We start from the raw sequence: 16,098 nt of genomic DNA, 5'->3' as shown, positions 1-16,098 counted from the left end.
TAACTATGACCGGGCGATACCCGGCTGACCGGGAGGGATGATCCGCACCCTCTCGTCGTTGCTGCTCGCATAAGATTTCGACGCGCGTGACAGGAGTGGAACACCGTATGCCCAGCCCGTCCACCACCCAGCCCACCGCCCAGATCGGCGTCACCGGGCTCGCCGTCATGGGCAGCAACCTCGCCCGCAACTTCGCCCGGCACGGGCACACCGTCGCCCTCCACAACCGCACGTCGGCCAAGACCAAGGCGCTGGTGGAGGAGCACGGCCACGAGGGGAACTTCGTCGCCACCGAGACCGCCGCGGAGTTCGTCGCCGCCCTGCAGCGGCCGCGGCGGCTCGTCATCATGGTCAAGGCGGGCGCGCCCACCGACGCCGTCATCGAGGAGTTCGCACCCCTCCTCGAAGAGGGCGACGTGATCATCGACGGGGGCAACGCCCACTTCGAGGACACCCGGCGCCGGGAGAAGGCCTTGCGTGAGCGCGGGCTGCACTTCGTGGGCTCCGGCATCTCCGGCGGCGAGGAGGGCGCGCTCAACGGGCCCAGCATCATGCCCGGCGGATCGGCGGAATCCTACAAGTCCCTCGGCCCGCTGCTGGAGGACATCTCCGCCAAGGTGGACGGCACCCCGTGCTGCACCCACATCGGCCCGGACGGCGCCGGACACTTCGTCAAGATGGTCCATAACGGCATCGAGTACGCGGACATGCAGCTCATCGCGGAGTCGTACGACCTGCTGCGGCGTGCGCTGGGTCTCACGCCGGGCGAGATCGCGGAGGTGTTCCGCACCTGGAACGGCGGTCGGCTGGAGTCGTATCTGATCGAGATCACCGCCGAGGTGCTGGCGCACACCGACGCCGCGACGGGCAAGCCGTTCGTGGACGTGGTGCTGGACCAGGCCGAGCAGAAGGGCACCGGCCGCTGGACCGTGCAGACCGCACTGGACCTGGGCGTTCCGGTGAGCGGTATCGCCGAGGCGGTGTTCGCGCGCTCGCTGTCGGGCCACGCCGATGTGCGGGACGCCGCGCAGGGGCTGCCCGGGCCCACCGCCGAGCGGCTCACGGGCGAGGCGGCGGAGCGGTTCGCCGATGAGGTCGAGCAGGCGCTGTACGCGTCGAAGATCGTGGCGTACGCGCAGGGCATCCACCAGATCCAGGCGGGCAGCCAGGAGTACGGCTGGGACATCGACCCCGGTGCGGTGGCCCGGATCTGGCGCGGCGGCTGCATCATCCGGGCCCGCTTCCTGAACCGGATCACCGAGGCGTACGGCAAGGAGCACAAGCCGGTCACGCTGCTGGCCGACGACTACTTCTCGCAGGCGCTGGGCGAGGCGCAGGACGCCTGGCGGCGGGTGGTGTCCACCTCCGTCGAGCTGGGCGTCCCGGCGCCGGGCTTCTCGGCGGCGCTGGCGTACTACGACGCGCTGCGCTCGGAGCGGCTGCCCGCGGCGCTGGTGCAGGGGCAGCGGGACTTCTTCGGCGCCCACACCTACCGGCGCACCGACCGCGACGGTTCGTTCCACACCTACTGGGGTCAGGACCGCAGCGAGCGCGGCGCCTGAGGCCGGGGCCCCCGCGCGCGCCCGTCCGTGGGCGCGCGCGGGGGCGGCCGTCAGGCCGTGTAGCGCCGGAAGTCGGGCACCGCGACGGCCAGGCCGAGCATCAGCACGGCGACCAGCAGCCCGCCCGCGGCGACCGCGGTGCGGGGCCCGAGGAGGGAGCCCGCCGTGCCGTGCAGCAGATCGGCGATGCGCGGGCCGCCCGCCACCACGACGGTGAACACGCCCTGCATCCGGCCGCGCATGTGATCGGTGGCCGCGGACTGGAGGATCGCGCCGCGGAACACCATGGACACCATGTCGGCCACGCCCGCCACGGCGAGGAACGCGGCGGCCCACCACAGGCTGGAGCTGAGGCCGACGCCGCTGATGGCCAAGCCCCAGGCCACCACGGCGACGATGACCATGAGGCCGTGGCGGCGGGCCCGGGAGAAAGTGCCCGAGAGCAGCCCGCCGGCCACCGCCCCGAGCGGGATCGCGGCGAAGAGCAGGCCGAGCGCGAAGCCCTCGCCCCAGGGCGCGTACGTGTGCGAGGCGAGCTGGGGGAACAGCGCCCGGGGCATGCCGAAGACCATGGCGATGATGTCCGCGAGGAAGGACAGCAGCAGCACCCGGTGGGCGGTGATGTAGCGGAACCCGTCGGCCACATCGCGCCATCCGGCCCGCGACCTCCCGTCCGGCTCGCCCTCCCGCACGGAGGACCCCGTCACGGAGGACCCCTTCGCGGAGGACTCCCGCACGGACGACGACAGAGGCGGCAGGGCGGGAAGCCGCCAGACGGCCCACAAGGTGAAGCAGAGCGCGATGGCGTCGGCCAGGTAGAGGGCGGGCAGACCGACGACGGGTATCAGCGCGCCCGCCAGCAGCGGGCCGACGATCATGCCGGTCTGGGCGACGGTGGACTGCAGGGCGCCCGCGGCGGGCAGCTCATCGGCGGGGACGAGCCGGGCGATGGAGGCGTTGCGGGCCGGGGAGTTCATACCGAAGAACCCCTGCTGGGCGGCGAGCAGCACGATCAGCAGCGGCACCGAGTCGAGACCGGCGAAGGACTGCGCCCAGAACAGCAGCGAGGTGACGGCGATCCCCGCGTTGGTGACCAGCATCAGGGTGCGCCGGTCCATCCGGTCGGCCACCACACCGCCCCACAGCCCGAACACCACGAGCGGCACGAGTCCGGCGAAGCTCGCATAGCCGACCCAGGCCGAGGAGCCGGTGATGTCGTACACCTGCTTGGGTACGGCGACGGCGGTCAGCTGGCTGCCGATGGCGGTGACGGTGGTGGACGTCCACAGCCGGCGGAAGGGGCGGTGGCGCAGCGGCCGGGTGTCCATGACCCAGCGGCGCCAGCCGGTCTTCGGCGGGGCGGCCGTGCCGTCGGGCGGGTCGGCGATCGGGTCGCCCTGGCGTGGTTCTCCGGTGTCGTCGGTATTACGCGCGGTTTCCACGGCTGTTGTGGTCCCCTCCTGTGCCCGCTTCGGTCGTCGGACCATGATGGCGGTCCGCGGCCGGGACCGTGTTCCCGTCTCAGCCCTCGGCCGCCGGGCGCACCGGATGGGACCCGTGGATGCGGCCGGTGAGCGAGGTCAGCCGGGTGCCGCTGCCGTCCCAGCGGTCGGCGATGATCTCGGCGGCGATGCTGACCGCGGTCTCCTCCGGGGTCCGGGCGCCGAGGTCCAGGCCGATCGGGGAGGCGAGCCGGGCCAGCCGGTCCTCGCCGATCCCGGTGTCGCGCAGTCGGCGCAGCCGGTCCTCGTGGGTGCGGCGGGAGCCCATGGCGCCGACGTACGCCAGCGGCAGCCGCAGCGCCTCCTCCAGCAGCGGCACATCGAACTTGGGGTCGTGGGTGAGGACGCACACCACGGTCCGCTCGTCCACCCGGCCCGCCTCGGCCTCGGTGCGCAGATAGCGGTGCGGCCAGTCGGCCACCACCTCGTGGGCCTCGGGGAAGCGGCGCTTCGTGGCGAAGACGGGCCGCGCGTCGCAGACGGTGACGTGGTAGCCGAGGTACCCGCCGATACGGGCCATGGCCGCCGCGAAGTCCACGGCGCCGAAGACCAGCATCCGGGGCGGTGCGGCGTGCACCGACACGAACAGGGTCAACTCCTCGTCGGTGCGGACGCCGTCGTAGCCGTAGCGCAGGGTGCCGGTGCGCCCGCCCGCCAGCAGTCCGCGCGCGTCCTCGGCGACCGCCGCGTCCAGCCGTGGCGAGCCCAGAGAGCCGGTGGCGGTGTCCGGCCGGACCACCAGCCGCCGGCCGAGCCGCCCGGCCGGGTCGGGGCCGTCGACGGCCACGCAGATGACCTCGGCCACCGGTTCGCCGTCGCGCACCGCCGCGGCCACCTCGTCGTATTCGGGGAAGGCGGCGCGGTCGACGCGCTCCACGAAGACGTCGATGACTCCCCCGCAGGTCAGGCCGACCGCGAAGGCGTCGTCATCGCTGACCCCGTAGCGCTCGAGGACCGGTGTGCCGCTTGCGGTGACCTCCTGGGCCAGTTCGTAGACCGCGCCCTCCACACATCCTCCGGAGACGCTGCCGACGGCGGACCCGTCGGGTCCGACCAGCATGCTCGTGCCCGGTGGGAGCGGTGAGGAGTGCCAGGTGGCGACCACCGTCGCCCGGGCGAAGGTCTCACCGGCGCGCCACCATCGGTGCATCTCCGCTTCGACGTCTCGCATGGCTCCCCATTCTCCTCGCCGCGAATGTAAGAGGTTGATACATTCAATGTATGAGCCTCTCACATCGCTCTCCGAGTAGCGACATCAGTTTGCGGATCAACGGCACGACCCACGCTTTGACCATCGACAACCGGACGACGCTGCTCGATGTGCTGCGCGAGCGGGTTGGTCTCACGGGCACCAAGAAGGGCTGTGACCACGGGCAATGCGGCGCCTGCACGGTGCTGATGGACGGCGAGCGGGTGAACAGCTGCCTGATGTTCGCGGTGACGGCCGAGGGGCGGGAGATCGTCTCGATCGAGGGGGTGGCGGATCTGGCCGGCGGTGCGGGGCTGCACCCGGTGCAGCAGGCGTTCCTCGGCCATGACGGTCTCCAGTGCGGCTACTGCACCCCGGGCCAGATCTGCTCGGCGATCGGGGCGCTCGGCGAGGCCCGGCGCGGCTGGCCGAGCCATGTCACCGAGGACACCGCCGCCGGTGTGCCGGGGGCCGCGGGGCTGGACGAGGCGGAGGTGCGCGAGCGCATGAGCGGCAATCTGTGCCGCTGCGGCGCCTACGGCGGGATCGTGGACGCCGTCATGGAGGCGGCGGGTGCCGAGGGCGTCGAGGGCGCCCGCTCCGCGAGCGGTGCCGGAGGCGTGCGGTGAAGGAGTTCGCCTACGCCCGTGCGGGCGATGCCACCGAGGCGGCCGCGCTGATGGCCGAGCGGCCCGACGCCACGTATCTGGGCGGCGGGACCAATCTCGTGGACCTGATGAAGCTCGGGGTGGCGGACCCGGGGCTGCTCGTCGACGTGTCCCGGCTGCCGTACGACCGGATCGAGCACCGCGACGACGGTTCGGCGCTGATCGGCGCCACCGTGCGCAACGGCGATCTGGCGGGCGATCCGGGCGTCCGGGAGCGCTTCCCGCTGCTGGCTCAGGCGCTGCTGGCGGGCGCCTCCGGACAGTTGCGCACGGTGGCCACGGTGGGTGGCAATCTGCTGCAGCGCACCCGCTGCGTGTACTTCCAGGACGTGTCCAAGCCGTGCAACAAGCGTGAGCCGGGCTCGGGTTGTCCGGCCATCGGGGGCGCGCACCGCGATCTGGCCGTTCTGGGCACCTCCGACCACTGTGTGGCCTCCCATCCCTCCGACATGGCGGTGGCGCTCGTCGCGCTGGACGCGGTGGCGCATCTGCGGTCGGTGGACGGCGCCACGCGCACCGTCCCGGTCGCGGAGCTGTACCGGCTGCCCGGTGACACTCCGCACCGGGAGACCGTGCTCGGCCACGGGGACCTCATCACCGCCGTCGAGCTGCCCCCTCCCCCGGGCGGCGCCGCCATGCGGTACCGCAAGGTGCGCGACCGCTGGTCGTATGCGTTCGCGCTGGTGAGCGTGGCGGCCTCGGTGTCGGTGGCGGAGGGCGGCACGCTCACCGACGTGCGGATCGCGCTCGGCGGGGTGGCACCGCGCCCGTGGCGCGCCCGGATCGCCGAGGAGCGGCTGCGCGGTGCGCTGCCGGACGAGGAGACGCTGCGCGAGGCGGCCCGGGCCGAACTGGCGCGGGCGCGCCCGCTGCCGGACAACGCGTTCAAGGTGGACCTGGCCACCGATCTCATCGTCGCGGTCATCCGCGATCTCGTCGTGAGGAAGGACCGCGCATGACCACCGCGACCACCACCCGGCAGACCGTCGGCGCGCCGATGACCCGGATCGACGGCCTCGACAAGGTCACCGGCGCGGCGTGCTACGCCTACGAGTTCCCGACGCCGGACGTGGGCTATGTGTGGCCGGTGCAGGCCACCATCGCCCGCGGCCGGGTGACGGCGGTCGACGGCGCCCCGGCGCTGGCCCGGCCCGGTGTGCTGGCGGTGCTGGACTCCGGCAACGCCCCGCGGCTGAACACGGAGGCGCCGGCGAGCCCCGATCTGTTCGTGCTGCAGTCCCCCGAGGTGGCGTACCACGGCCAGATCGTGGCCGCGGTGGTGGCCACGTCGCTGGAGGCGGCGCGCGAGGGCGCGGCGGCGGTGCGGGTGAGCTACGAGCAGGAGCCGCACGATGTGTTGCTGCGCTTCGACGACGAGCGGGCCCGTGTCGCCGAGAAGGTGACCGACGGCAGCCCCGGGTTCGTCGAGCGCGGTGACACCGAGAGCGCGCTGGCGGCCGCGCCGGTGCGGACCGAGGCCATGTACACCACCCCGGTGGAGCACACCAGCCCGATGGAGCCGCATGCCACCATCGCCGTCTGGGACGAGCACCGGCTGACGCTGTACAACTCCGATCAGGGCCCGTTCATGTCCTCTCAGCTGCTGGCGGGGGTGTTCGGGCTCGAAGAGGGCGCGGTGGAGGTCATCGCGGAGTACGTCGGCGGCGGTTTCGGCTCCAAGGGCATCCCGCGCTCCCCCGCCGTGCTGGCGGCGCTCGCCGCGAAGCACCTCGACCGGCCGGTGAAGATCGCGCTGACCCGGCAGCAGATGTTCCAGCTGATCCCCTACCGGGCGCCCACCATCCAGCGGATCCGGCTGGGTGCCGAGCGCGACGGGCGGCTGACCGCGATCGACCACGAGGTGGTGCAGCAGTGCTCCACGATGGTGGAGTTCGCGGACCAGACGGGGGGCTCGACGCGGCTGATGTACGGGGCGCCCCACGTCCGTACGACGGTGAGGGTGGCGCCGCTCGATGTGCTCACCCCGGCGTGGTTCCGGGCGCCCGGCCACACTCCGGGCATGTTCGCGCTGGAGTCGGCCATGGACGAGCTGGCCACCGAGCTGGAGATCGACCCCGTCGAGCTGCGGATCCGCAATGACACCGGTGTCGACCCCGACAGCGGCAAGCCGTTCAGCAGCCGCGGTCTGGTGGAGTGTCTGCGGGAGGGCGCCGCGCGCTTCGACTGGGCGCTGCGCGACCCCAAGCCCGGCATCCGGCGCGAGGGACGCTGGCTTGTGGGCACCGGCGTGGCCTCCGCGCACCATCCGGACTATGTGTTCCCCTCATCGGCGACGGCGCGGGCCGAGGCCGACGGGACGTTCACGGTACGGGTCGGCGCCGTCGACATCGGGACCGGCGGGCGCACCGCGCTGACCCAGCTGGCGGCGGACGCCCTCGATGTCCCGGTCGGGCGGCTGCGGCTGGAGATCGGGCGCGCCTCGCTCGGCATGGCGCCGTTCGCGGGCGGTTCGATGGGCACGGCCTCCTGGGGCTGGGCGGTGGACAAGGCCTGCCGTGCGCTGCTGGCGGAGCTGGAGACGTACGGCGGCGGCGTCCCGGACGGGGGGCTGGAGGTGCGGGCCGACACCACCGAGGACGTGGAGCTGCGGGCCTCGCTCTCCCGCCACTCCTTCGGCGCCCACTTCGCGCGGGTCCGGGTGGACACCGACACCGGCGAGGTCCGTGTCGACCGGATGCTGGGCGTGTTCGCCGCGGGGCGGATCATCAATCCGAAGACGGCCCGTTCGCAGTTCCTGGGCGCCATGACGATGGGTCTGTCGATGGCGCTGCTGGAGATCGGCGAGGTCGATCCGGTCTTCGGCGACTTCGCCAACCACGACTTCGCGGGCTACCACGTCGCGGCCAGCGCCGATGTCCCGAAGCTGGAGGCGGTCTGGCTGGACGAGCGGGACGACACCCCCAATCCGGTGCGCGGCAAGGGCATCGGCGAGCTGGGCATCGTGGGCGCGGCGGCGGCGATCGCCAACGCCTTCCACCATGCGACCGGACAGCGGGTGCGCGATCTGCCGATCCGCGTGGAACGCTCGCGCGAGGCTCTGCGGGCAGCGCACGCCGGGGCGCGGAAGCGCCGGCCGGGGGCGGCTGAGCAGGGGAAACCGGTCGGGTAGGGTCGCCCGGATGGCACCCACCTGCAAGGGGCGCGCCACGTACCACCACGGCGATCTCGCCGCCGCGCTGGTACGGGTGACGCTGGAGATCGTCGACGAGGTCGGGGTGCGCGGTTTCTCCGTCGCGGAGGCCGCGCGCCGCACCCGCGTCAGCCCCGGCGCGCCCTACCGCCACTTCGCCGACCGCGACGCGCTACTGGCGGCCGCCGCGCTGGAGGTCTCGCGGCGGCTGCGGGCCGGCTACCTGGAGGCGGTGGCCACGGTCGCCTCGCCGCAGGAGCGGCTGGCCACCATGGCGGGCAGTGTCGTGCGCGCGGCCGCCCGCTTCCGGGGCGGTTACGAACTCCTCTACGCCCCCGGTGTGCGCACCGCCCACCCCGAGGTGCTCACAGCCAAGCGGGAGTTCGTGGAACTGCTGCTGCCGAGCGCGTTCGAGGTGGTATCGGTGGAACGCGGGGCGGAGGAAGGGGCGGTGGCGCTGCTGGAGGCGTTGCAGGCGCTGTCCCGCGGGTACGCCACCCTGCTGCTCGACGGCGTGTTCGGTGACCCGGACGAGGTGGTGGAGGATGTCGCCGCCCGGGCGACGCGGTCGGCGCGGGCCCTGGTGGCGGGGTATTCCACCGCGGCTACGGACGGCTGATATCTCCGAAATTCCCCACCCGGCCCGGAAATTCAAGGTTTTCCGCTTTATGGCCGGCCATACCGTCGGCAGTGACGACGGCAACCGCAGCGCGGCCCCATGGAATTTCCAAAATCTCTTCCATATGTTTCATCTACGCGCGTACCTTCGGTGCGGACCGCTCTCCCCACGGAGCACCAATTCCGGAGGAACAGATGTCCTTAAAGGCCGGAAAAGGGCGACACCGGGCCCCCTCGCGCTGGCGCTCGCCGCACGCCGTCGGCGGTTTGGGAGCCGCGGTCGGCGCCACCGTCCTCGCCACACTCGTCCCCGCGATGGCATCGACGACCGACATCGACACCGACTCCGCACCCAGCCGCGCCCAGTCCTCGCCCGTCCCGCACCCCGAGCGCGACTGGATGGGCTCGACCCTCTCCGCGCACGAGAAGGCCTCCCCGAAGGCGGCCCCGGCGGCCACCCCCGACGCCGCGACGGTGGAAGGCGTCGACGTCAGCAACTACCAGGGCTCGGTCAACTGGACATCCCTTTGGAACAAGAACGTCCGGTTCGCCTACGTCAAGGCCACCGAGAGCACGACGTACAAGAACCCGGCCTTCTCCTCGCAATACAACGGCGCCTTCAAGAAAGGCATGATCCGCGGCGCGTACCACTTCGCCCTGCCGAACAAGTCCAGCGGCGCCGAGCAGGCGGACTTCTTCCTGCGCAACGGCGGCGCCTGGTCGGACGACGGCAAGACGCTGCCGCCCGTGGTGGACATGGAATACAACCCGTACGGCGCGCCCTGCTACGGCAAGACGAAGGCTCAGATGGTCGGCTGGATCAAGGACTTCAGTGATCGGGTGAAGTCCGGCACCGGCCGCGATCCGGTGATCTACACGTCCACCGGCTGGTGGAAGTCCTGCACCGGCAACAGCGGCGCCTTCGCCTCGAAGAACCCGCTGTGGGTGGCGCGCTATGCCGCCACACCGGGGGCACTGCCGACGGGGTGGAAGACGCACACCATCTGGCAGTACACCTCCACGGGGCCCGTGGTGGGTGACCACAACCGCTTCAACGGCGGCCTGGCCGCGCTGAAGGCGCTGGCCAAGGGGTAAGGAGTAACCGGCCACCCCCGCCCCGCTCCGGGGCGGGGGTGGCGAGCGGTCAGCCGCCAAGTGCGCCGGTCAGGCCACCGACCACACCGTCCAGCGTGTTGCCGAGGCCGTCCACCACATCCCCGACCACACCCTTCCCCTGGCCGCCGCCGTTCCCCGGCTGCGGCGAATCGCCGGGCTGCCCGCTCGGAGTGCCGGGCGTGGCCGGGTCGCCGCTGGGTGTCCGGGTGGGCGACGAGGGGGCGGTGGGGGTCTGGTCGCCACGCTGTTGGGGCGAGGTGGCCACATCGGTGTGCGCGGGCGTGGAGGGCGTCGCGCTCGGCGTGTGCGACGGGGTGGCCGCCGCGGAGGGCTCCGTACCGCCGCCGCCCGTACCGCCCGTGCGGTCGGCCCGGTCCGTCTGATCCGTCTGGTCCGCGAGCGGCCGCGGCTTCGCCGACTCGGACGGCGAAACATGGCTGCCCGTGGGCTTTTCATCGGCCGTGGGATCGATGTCCGGCACCTGCTCCTGAGACGCGTGGACATCGGAACGGGCCTCGGTGGACTTGTCGCCCCCGACCGAGGAGTGAAGGCCGAAGGCTATGGTCCCGGCCACTCCGAGGGCGGCGGCTGCCTTGAGGGATGTGGCTCGGGCCTGCTGGGCAGGCGTGGGGCGGCTGTGTCGGCCCATATCGCTGATGTCTCCCCGTTATCACGTCAAGAACAAGCCAGATGATAGTCACAGGTCCCCGGTGTGCGAAGGGCCGCACACCGGGGACAACCAGTGACACACCGGCATTCAAGGTGGCACAGTCCTAGCGCGCCACTTCCGGATAGAAGTCCCGCGACTGTCCCTTGGCGTCCTTCAGCCGCCCGAGCAGGCTCGCCGGGTACTCGATGACCCAGTAGCTCACCAGCGCCGCGGCGACCGCCACCACCAGCACGATCAGCACGGCGAGCGGGAACCCCTGCTCACCCGCGGGCGGCAGCAGTCCGGCCTCGTAGAGACCGAGCATGATGGGCTCGTGCCAGACGAAGAGGCTGTAGCTGGCCAGTCCGATCCCGGTGAGCCACCGGGCGGACAGCCACGCTTCCAAACGGCCCTGTGTCCGCACATGGAGCGTGGCGAACAGCAGCACGGTCCACAGCAGAGCGGAGAGCGGATGGTAGAAGGTGGTGGCGAAGTCCTCGGGATCCGCGCTGAGCAGCGACAGCGCGTACAGGGCCACCAGCGGTGCCACCCGCAGCGGGATCGTGGCCTTCGGACCGAGCCGCCCGCGCTCCCCGAGGGCGACGGTCAGCACCGCGAGCCCCATGCCCGCCGCGAAACCGCCGAAGCGGGCCTGCGGCCCGAAGTACACCGGCCATTCGGTGTGCGGCACCTCGAACCCGTAGTGCGCGACGGCGATCCAGACCATCGGCCCCACGTACAGCAGCGCGCATCCGGCGGCGCACACCGCCACCCGCGCGGCCCTGCGCCGCAGCCGGCGGCAGGCACGGGCGGCCAGCGGGCCGAGTGCGACGAGCGCCAGATAGAACATGATCTCCAGCGACAGCGACCAGGTCGGGCCGATGGTGTAGAAGATCTGTTCCTTGTCGAACACCTGGGTGAAGGTGAGATGCCGGAGCAGGTCCGGCCAGTCTCCGGGCAGCGACGGATTGCGGGTCGCCCAGATGAACAGGATGGCCAGGAAGTACAGCGGCACGATGCGGATGGCGCGCCGGAAGAGGAACACCCGGGCGGGTTTCGTCGAGCCGCCGTCGATCGCGGCCCGCGCGTACGACAGGGTCAGCAAATACGCGGACAGCACGAAGAAGAAGTCGATGACCTCCAGCGAGACGAGCGCGTTCGCGTAGGTGTTGGACACCGGCGGATGCGAGCCGTTCGCGTCGTACGTGAAGTACTGCTGCCACACGTGGAAGACGACCGTGGCCATCGCGGCCAGCCCCCGGTAGCCCTGGATCTCACCGTTGCGGCGGCGGGCGCTCGCGGACCGCGCCGGTTTCACCGCGGTGGCCGCGGCGGGGTGGCTGTGGTTGTTGACCGTGGACAGGGTGCTCATGCCCGGGGCACCGCCTTGCCGCCGCCGGACCGCGGGGTGACCCGCCACTGGTGGTCCCGCAGCACCTCCTTGAGCAGCGCCTGACGGGCCACGATGTTCTTGAAGTGGCTGTAGAAGAAGGTCGACACGAAGAGATACCGCCAGAACCATGCCCTGCGGCGGCGCAGCTCGGGTATCGCCAGCCGCCAGGCGAACAGCGCCTGCACCACTCCGGCGGAGAGCGTGAACAGCGTGGCCAGCAGGCAGAGCGGCACGGCCCAGTCGAGTTCGCCGGGACCGCCCGCGCGCCAGGCCGCGTACAGCAGGACGGGCAGGATCTGCAGGGTCAGCCACGGCTGCACCTCGCGCCAGCCGAGGAGGACGAACAGCCCCGCCTTCTGGCGGAAGGTGAGGTCCGGGGAACGCATCGCGCGCCACAGGTACTTGAGCGACACCTGCAGCCAGCCCTGCGCCCAGCGCGACCGCTGGTTCCACAGCGCCTTGACGGTGGTGGGGGCCAGCTCACGGGAGACGAGGGTGCGGTCGGTGGCGATTTTGGCACCCTCGTGGAGGGCGCGCATGGTGGCGTCGATGTCCTCGGTGAGCATCGAGCCGTGCATGCGGGTGCGGGCGAGCAGATCGGTGCGCCAGAAGCCGTTGGAGCCGCCGAAGACGCCGAACGTGTAGAGCCGGGTGCGGCCGGGGTGGCTGACGGCGTAGATGGCCTCGAACTCCACACCCACCAGCTTGGCGACCCAGGAGCTGTCACCGTTACGGATCACGCAGTGGCCCTGGACGACGTCGTAGCCATGGGAGAGCCAGTGCCAGGCCTGCCGAAAGGCGTCGGGGGCCGGGTGGTGGTCGGCGTCGAAGATGCCGACCATGTCGCCGCGCACCCGGGTGACGGCGGCGTTGATGTTCTGCGCCTTGGAGGTGGATCCTGCCACCGGCAGCAGCACCAGGCGCGGATCGCGGCGGGCCATGTCCCGGAGGGTTTCCTCGACGGGCATCGGGTGCGGGGTGTTGTACGCGAGCACGATTTCGAGCTCGTTGGGGTAGTCCAGCCGCAGAAACGATTCGACGGTGTCGACGATGGTCGCGGCCTCATTGGGGAGGTAGGCGGCGATGACCGCGCTGGCCGGTGGATACGGCTGCGCGGGCCGTTCGGGGCGGGACATGGCGTCGAGCGAGAAGAGGCATTCCAGCACGATGAGTACGGCCGAGACGATGAGGCCGCCGACCACCACCCAGTAGGCGGCCGATCCGATGTCCCAGCCCAGTTCGTACGTCTGCTGGTAGAACACGAAGGGGATGGCGACGCCGAGTACGAGGACGAATAAGGGCGAGAGTGCCGAGAGCAGGGCCTGCACCGCCACGGTGAGACGGCGTCGCCCCCGGGTCGCGCCGCGCATCCAGGCCGCGTACTTCACCGGGCGCAGATCCCGGTGGCGGATGGACTCGGCCACGGCGTCCCGGGCCTGGTCCACGGCCTGGTGGCGGTCGGGGCAGTCGGCGAGCGGGGTCCAGCCGATGGCCGGGGTCAGCCGGACGTTCTCGTCGGCGACCACGAAGCGGGTGCCGGCCACGGTGTTCGCGAACTTCTGCAGGCCGCGGCGCGCGGTGTCCTCGTCGACGCCCGGCATCAGCATCAGCAGCCGCCCGTCGTCGTCCCAGCCGAGCCGGTCGCACACCCCGCCCAGCTTCTCCGCCACACCGGCCAGCCGCTCGGCGACCTCGCGGCGCACCCGGGGCCCCAGCCGGGCCTCCAGCGCGGCCATCTCGGCGACACCGACCATGGCCACGACCCCGCCGCTGCGGCTGTCGTCGGCGCGCTTGAGTTCCCGGTCGAGTTCGCCCAGGAAGTGCGGCTGGGAGTAGAGGCCGGTACGCGGGTCCAGCAGCAGGTTCTCGACCGGCACCGGGACCCGGCGCAGCTTGGCCTCGATGCGGGCGGACAGCTCGACGGGGTCGGAGGTGTCCGGTACGCAGTCGTCGGCGCCGCCGCGCAGCATGTCGGCGACGCCGGTGGGCCCGGGGTCGGTGGTGACCATGAGCAGGGGCAGGGCCCGGCCCGCGGGGGCGGCGCGGACCTCGCGGATCACCTCCAGTCCGTCGTGGCCGCCGTCGAGGGCGACGATCGCGTCGGGCGGGGTCTGCCGGAGCTGCCGGCCGACTTCGCCGGGCCGGGCGTGGCTCACCTCGTGGCCCGCGGACACCAGGGTCCGGGTCAGCTGGTCGATTCCCGGGCCGGGCGCGCCGACCGCCAGCACATGTCCGCTCGGGCCGCCGGCGATGGCCTGGGGAGTTCCGGACTCGCCGGGTTCGGACGATCCGTCGGACGGCTCTTCGGATGATGCGAGGGACCGCGGATGGTGCGAAATGAGCACCTGAGGAGTTCCTTCCTTGCCAAGTCGTGCGTCACCGAACGGGGCACGGAGGCGCGATGCCGGGCACGCGGACGTCCCGTCCGCGCGGGGGCATGCCGAGCGTGGCCGTTCATGTGCCCGATGGGGCCGTGGGGTGGCGACTCGCCGTTGGTGAGGCTTCGCGGGTGGGTTTTCGAAGGCTCTACGCGGCAGCCGTGGCCGGTCCGCTGCCGCAAGGGCCGAGTCTCCGGCGCTGCCCTGGACAGGCGCGTACGGCTCTTGCCGGGCCTCGGGACACGCGAACGTGTGCCGGCGAAGTGTGCATGGGTCCCATCCTTGTTCGGATCGTGGGGGGAGGACCGAACGTCACCAGTGCGACCAACCGGCCTTTTGTACGGGCCAGTCGGAAGCCCCAGTCTCATCGATGACAACAGAACGGCACAACACCATCAGGTAACACTCTCATTAATCGATCACTGCCCGCCGGTGCTTCCCTCGGGATCCGGCCTTGTCGGCGGCCTGTCGGTGCCGCGTAGGCGGCACGTAGGTGCGGTGTCGGTGGCATCGCTCACTCTTGCTGGAAAGAACGGATTCGGGGAATCGAAAGGGAGTTCACGATGCGGAATATGAGAGTCCTGATTTCCGGTGCCAGTATCGGGGGACCGGCCCTGGCGTACTGGCTGGACCGGTACGGATGCCAGGTCACCGTGGTGGAGCGGGCCGCCCGGCTGCGGCCCGGTGGGCAGGCCATCGATGTCCGGGGCTCGGCGCTGGAGGTGTGCGAGCGCATGGGAGTCCTGGCGGAAATTCACGCTCACAGCACCGGTCTGCGCGGGATGTCGACGGTCGACGACAACGGAAAGGAACTGTTCAGCACCACCGAACGGACGGTGAGTGGCGGGCAGCTCGACCGCCCCGACGTCGAGATTCTCCGCGACGATCTGGCGACGATTCTCGTGGGCGCGGGCAGAAAGAACATCGAATATCTCTTCGACGACTCGATCGCGGCACTCACCCAGGGCCCCGATGAGGTGGCCGTCACCTTCCGCAGCGGCGTGTCGCGCACCTTCGACCTGGTGGTGGCCGCCGACGGAGTGCATTCCAGCACCCGAGGGCTGGTATTCGGCCCCGAGGAGAACTTCCTCCGGCCGCTGGGGAGTTATCTGGCGGTGTGGACCGTGCCGAACTATCTCGGCCTGGACCGCTGGCAGGTCGTCTACCCGATGAAGGGCGGCGCGTGGGGCGGGATGGTGATGAGCGTCCGCGACAACACCGAGGCCCGGGTCTACGTCGGGTTCGACTCGGACGAGCCGCCCGCCCGAGTCCTCGGCGACCGGACCCCCTCGGAACACAAGCGGCTGGTGGCCGAGCGGTACGCGGGTGCGCGCTGGGAGATGCCACGGCTGCTGGAGTACATGTGGGGCGCGCCCGACTTCCACTTCGACGCGGTCGCCCAGATCCATATGGACACCTGGTCCCGCGGCCGGGTGGCGCTGCTCGGCGACGCGGGCTACTGCGGTTCGCCCGCCTCCGGCCAGGGCACCTCCATGGCCCTGATCGGCGCGTATGTCCTGGCGGGTGAGCTGAAGGCCGCGGGTGGTGACCACACCACGGCCTTCGCCGCCTACGAGCGCGAGCTGCGCGACTTCGTGACCGCCAACCAGGAGCTCGCCCTGGTCAACCAGGAGCGGATGGAAGCCGAGATCGCGGGGGACGGTACCGAACCGGGCCAGGACGAGTACGCGGAGGACTTCTACAAGCTGGTCGACTCGCTGCCCCTCAAGGACTACTGACTCTCAAGGGCCACTGACCTTCCCACCGGTTTCGGCCGCTAGGGCCTGTGTGATGTTGTGATCAGCCAGTTGCCTTCAGGATGTCGTCGATCCAGATCATCGAGGCACGGAGGTGGAGGCCGGCGAGGTAGCT

At 71.3% G+C, this 16,098-nt stretch carries 13 protein-coding genes; 7 read left to right on the top strand and 6 right to left on the bottom strand.

The features are described 5' to 3' along the window. Positions 1-107 precede the first annotated feature (107 nt). Positions 108-1,562: an NADP-dependent phosphogluconate dehydrogenase gene (gene gndA / locus ACFZCY_RS40640; RefSeq protein WP_391185514.1), complete on the top strand. Its 1,455-nt coding sequence runs from the start codon at positions 108-110 to the stop codon at positions 1,560-1,562. A gap of 50 nt (positions 1,563-1,612) precedes the next feature. On the opposite strand, the gene ACFZCY_RS40635 is transcribed toward gndA, so the two are convergent. Both ACFZCY_RS40635 and ACFZCY_RS40630 read right to left on the bottom strand, forming a co-directional pair. Beyond that, on the bottom strand, positions 1,613-3,004 hold the full coding sequence (locus ACFZCY_RS40635) for an MFS transporter (RefSeq protein WP_391185511.1): 1,392 nt from the start codon (positions 3,002-3,004) through the stop codon (positions 1,613-1,615). A 79-nt stretch (positions 3,005-3,083) separates the two neighbouring features. After that, on the bottom strand, positions 3,084-4,235 hold the full coding sequence (locus ACFZCY_RS40630; RefSeq protein ID WP_391185508.1) for an XdhC family protein: 1,152 nt from the start codon (positions 4,233-4,235) through the stop codon (positions 3,084-3,086). Between the two features lie 50 nt (positions 4,236-4,285). Here ACFZCY_RS40630 and ACFZCY_RS40625 point away from each other — a divergent pair, with 50 nt between their 5' ends. The 4 genes from ACFZCY_RS40625 to ACFZCY_RS40610 are packed head-to-tail and all read left to right on the top strand — an operon-like array spanning position 4,286 to position 8,691. Next, positions 4,286-4,882: a 2Fe-2S iron-sulfur cluster-binding protein gene (locus ACFZCY_RS40625; protein WP_391185506.1), complete on the top strand. Its 597-nt coding sequence runs from the start codon at positions 4,286-4,288 to the stop codon at positions 4,880-4,882. Further along, on the top strand, positions 4,879-5,880 hold the full coding sequence (locus ACFZCY_RS40620; protein ID WP_391185503.1) for an FAD binding domain-containing protein: 1,002 nt from the start codon (positions 4,879-4,881) through the stop codon (positions 5,878-5,880). The genes ACFZCY_RS40625 and ACFZCY_RS40620 overlap by 4 nt, the downstream gene beginning before the upstream one ends. Beyond that, positions 5,877-8,051, top strand: coding sequence for a molybdopterin cofactor-binding domain-containing protein (locus tag ACFZCY_RS40615; protein WP_391185501.1), 2,175 nt, complete (start codon positions 5,877-5,879; stop codon positions 8,049-8,051). The genes ACFZCY_RS40620 and ACFZCY_RS40615 overlap by 4 nt, the downstream gene beginning before the upstream one ends. A gap of 10 nt (positions 8,052-8,061) precedes the next feature. Further along, complete coding sequence (locus ACFZCY_RS40610) at positions 8,062-8,691, top strand: TetR family transcriptional regulator (protein WP_391185497.1); 630 nt, start codon at positions 8,062-8,064, stop codon at positions 8,689-8,691. Here the strand turns inward: ACFZCY_RS40610 and ACFZCY_RS40605 are convergent. Beyond that, a complete protein-coding gene (locus ACFZCY_RS40605; RefSeq protein WP_391185494.1) occupies positions 8,678-8,824 on the bottom strand; it encodes a hypothetical protein in 147 nt (48 codons plus the stop codon). The genes ACFZCY_RS40610 and ACFZCY_RS40605 overlap by 14 nt on opposite strands. Before the next feature lie 181 nt (positions 8,825-9,005). Here ACFZCY_RS40605 and ACFZCY_RS40600 point away from each other — a divergent pair, with 181 nt between their 5' ends. After that, complete coding sequence (locus tag ACFZCY_RS40600) at positions 9,006-9,785, top strand: GH25 family lysozyme (RefSeq protein WP_391185491.1); 780 nt, start codon at positions 9,006-9,008, stop codon at positions 9,783-9,785. Positions 9,786-9,834: 49 nt separating this feature from the next. Here ACFZCY_RS40600 and ACFZCY_RS40595 read toward each other — a convergent pair whose 3' ends face one another. The 3 genes from ACFZCY_RS40595 to ACFZCY_RS40585 form a co-directional block, all read right to left on the bottom strand. Then, the gene (locus tag ACFZCY_RS40595; protein ID WP_391185488.1) at positions 9,835-10,455 is read right to left on the bottom strand and encodes an extensin; all 621 of its coding nucleotides are present in this window, start codon (positions 10,453-10,455) and stop codon (positions 9,835-9,837) included. A gap of 124 nt (positions 10,456-10,579) precedes the next feature. After that, a complete protein-coding gene (locus ACFZCY_RS40590; protein ID WP_391185485.1) occupies positions 10,580-11,827 on the bottom strand; it encodes an acyltransferase family protein in 1,248 nt (415 codons plus the stop codon). Then, on the bottom strand, positions 11,824-14,193 hold the full coding sequence (locus ACFZCY_RS40585; RefSeq protein WP_391185483.1) for a glycosyltransferase: 2,370 nt from the start codon (positions 14,191-14,193) through the stop codon (positions 11,824-11,826). The genes ACFZCY_RS40590 and ACFZCY_RS40585 overlap by 4 nt, the downstream gene beginning before the upstream one ends. A 596-nt stretch (positions 14,194-14,789) precedes the next feature. Between ACFZCY_RS40585 and ACFZCY_RS40580 the strand changes: the two genes are divergently transcribed. Further along, on the top strand, positions 14,790-15,965 hold the full coding sequence (locus tag ACFZCY_RS40580) for an FAD-dependent monooxygenase (protein WP_391185480.1): 1,176 nt from the start codon (positions 14,790-14,792) through the stop codon (positions 15,963-15,965). Positions 15,966-16,098: the final 133 nt, after the last annotated feature.

Origin of the sequence: Streptomyces sp. NPDC007983 (assembly GCF_042958345.1) — a bacterium.
Classification (GTDB): domain Bacteria; phylum Actinomycetota; class Actinomycetes; order Streptomycetales; family Streptomycetaceae; genus Streptomyces.
Note: the sequence above shows the minus strand (reverse complement) of the source record. Positions and strands in the feature narration are given on the sequence as shown.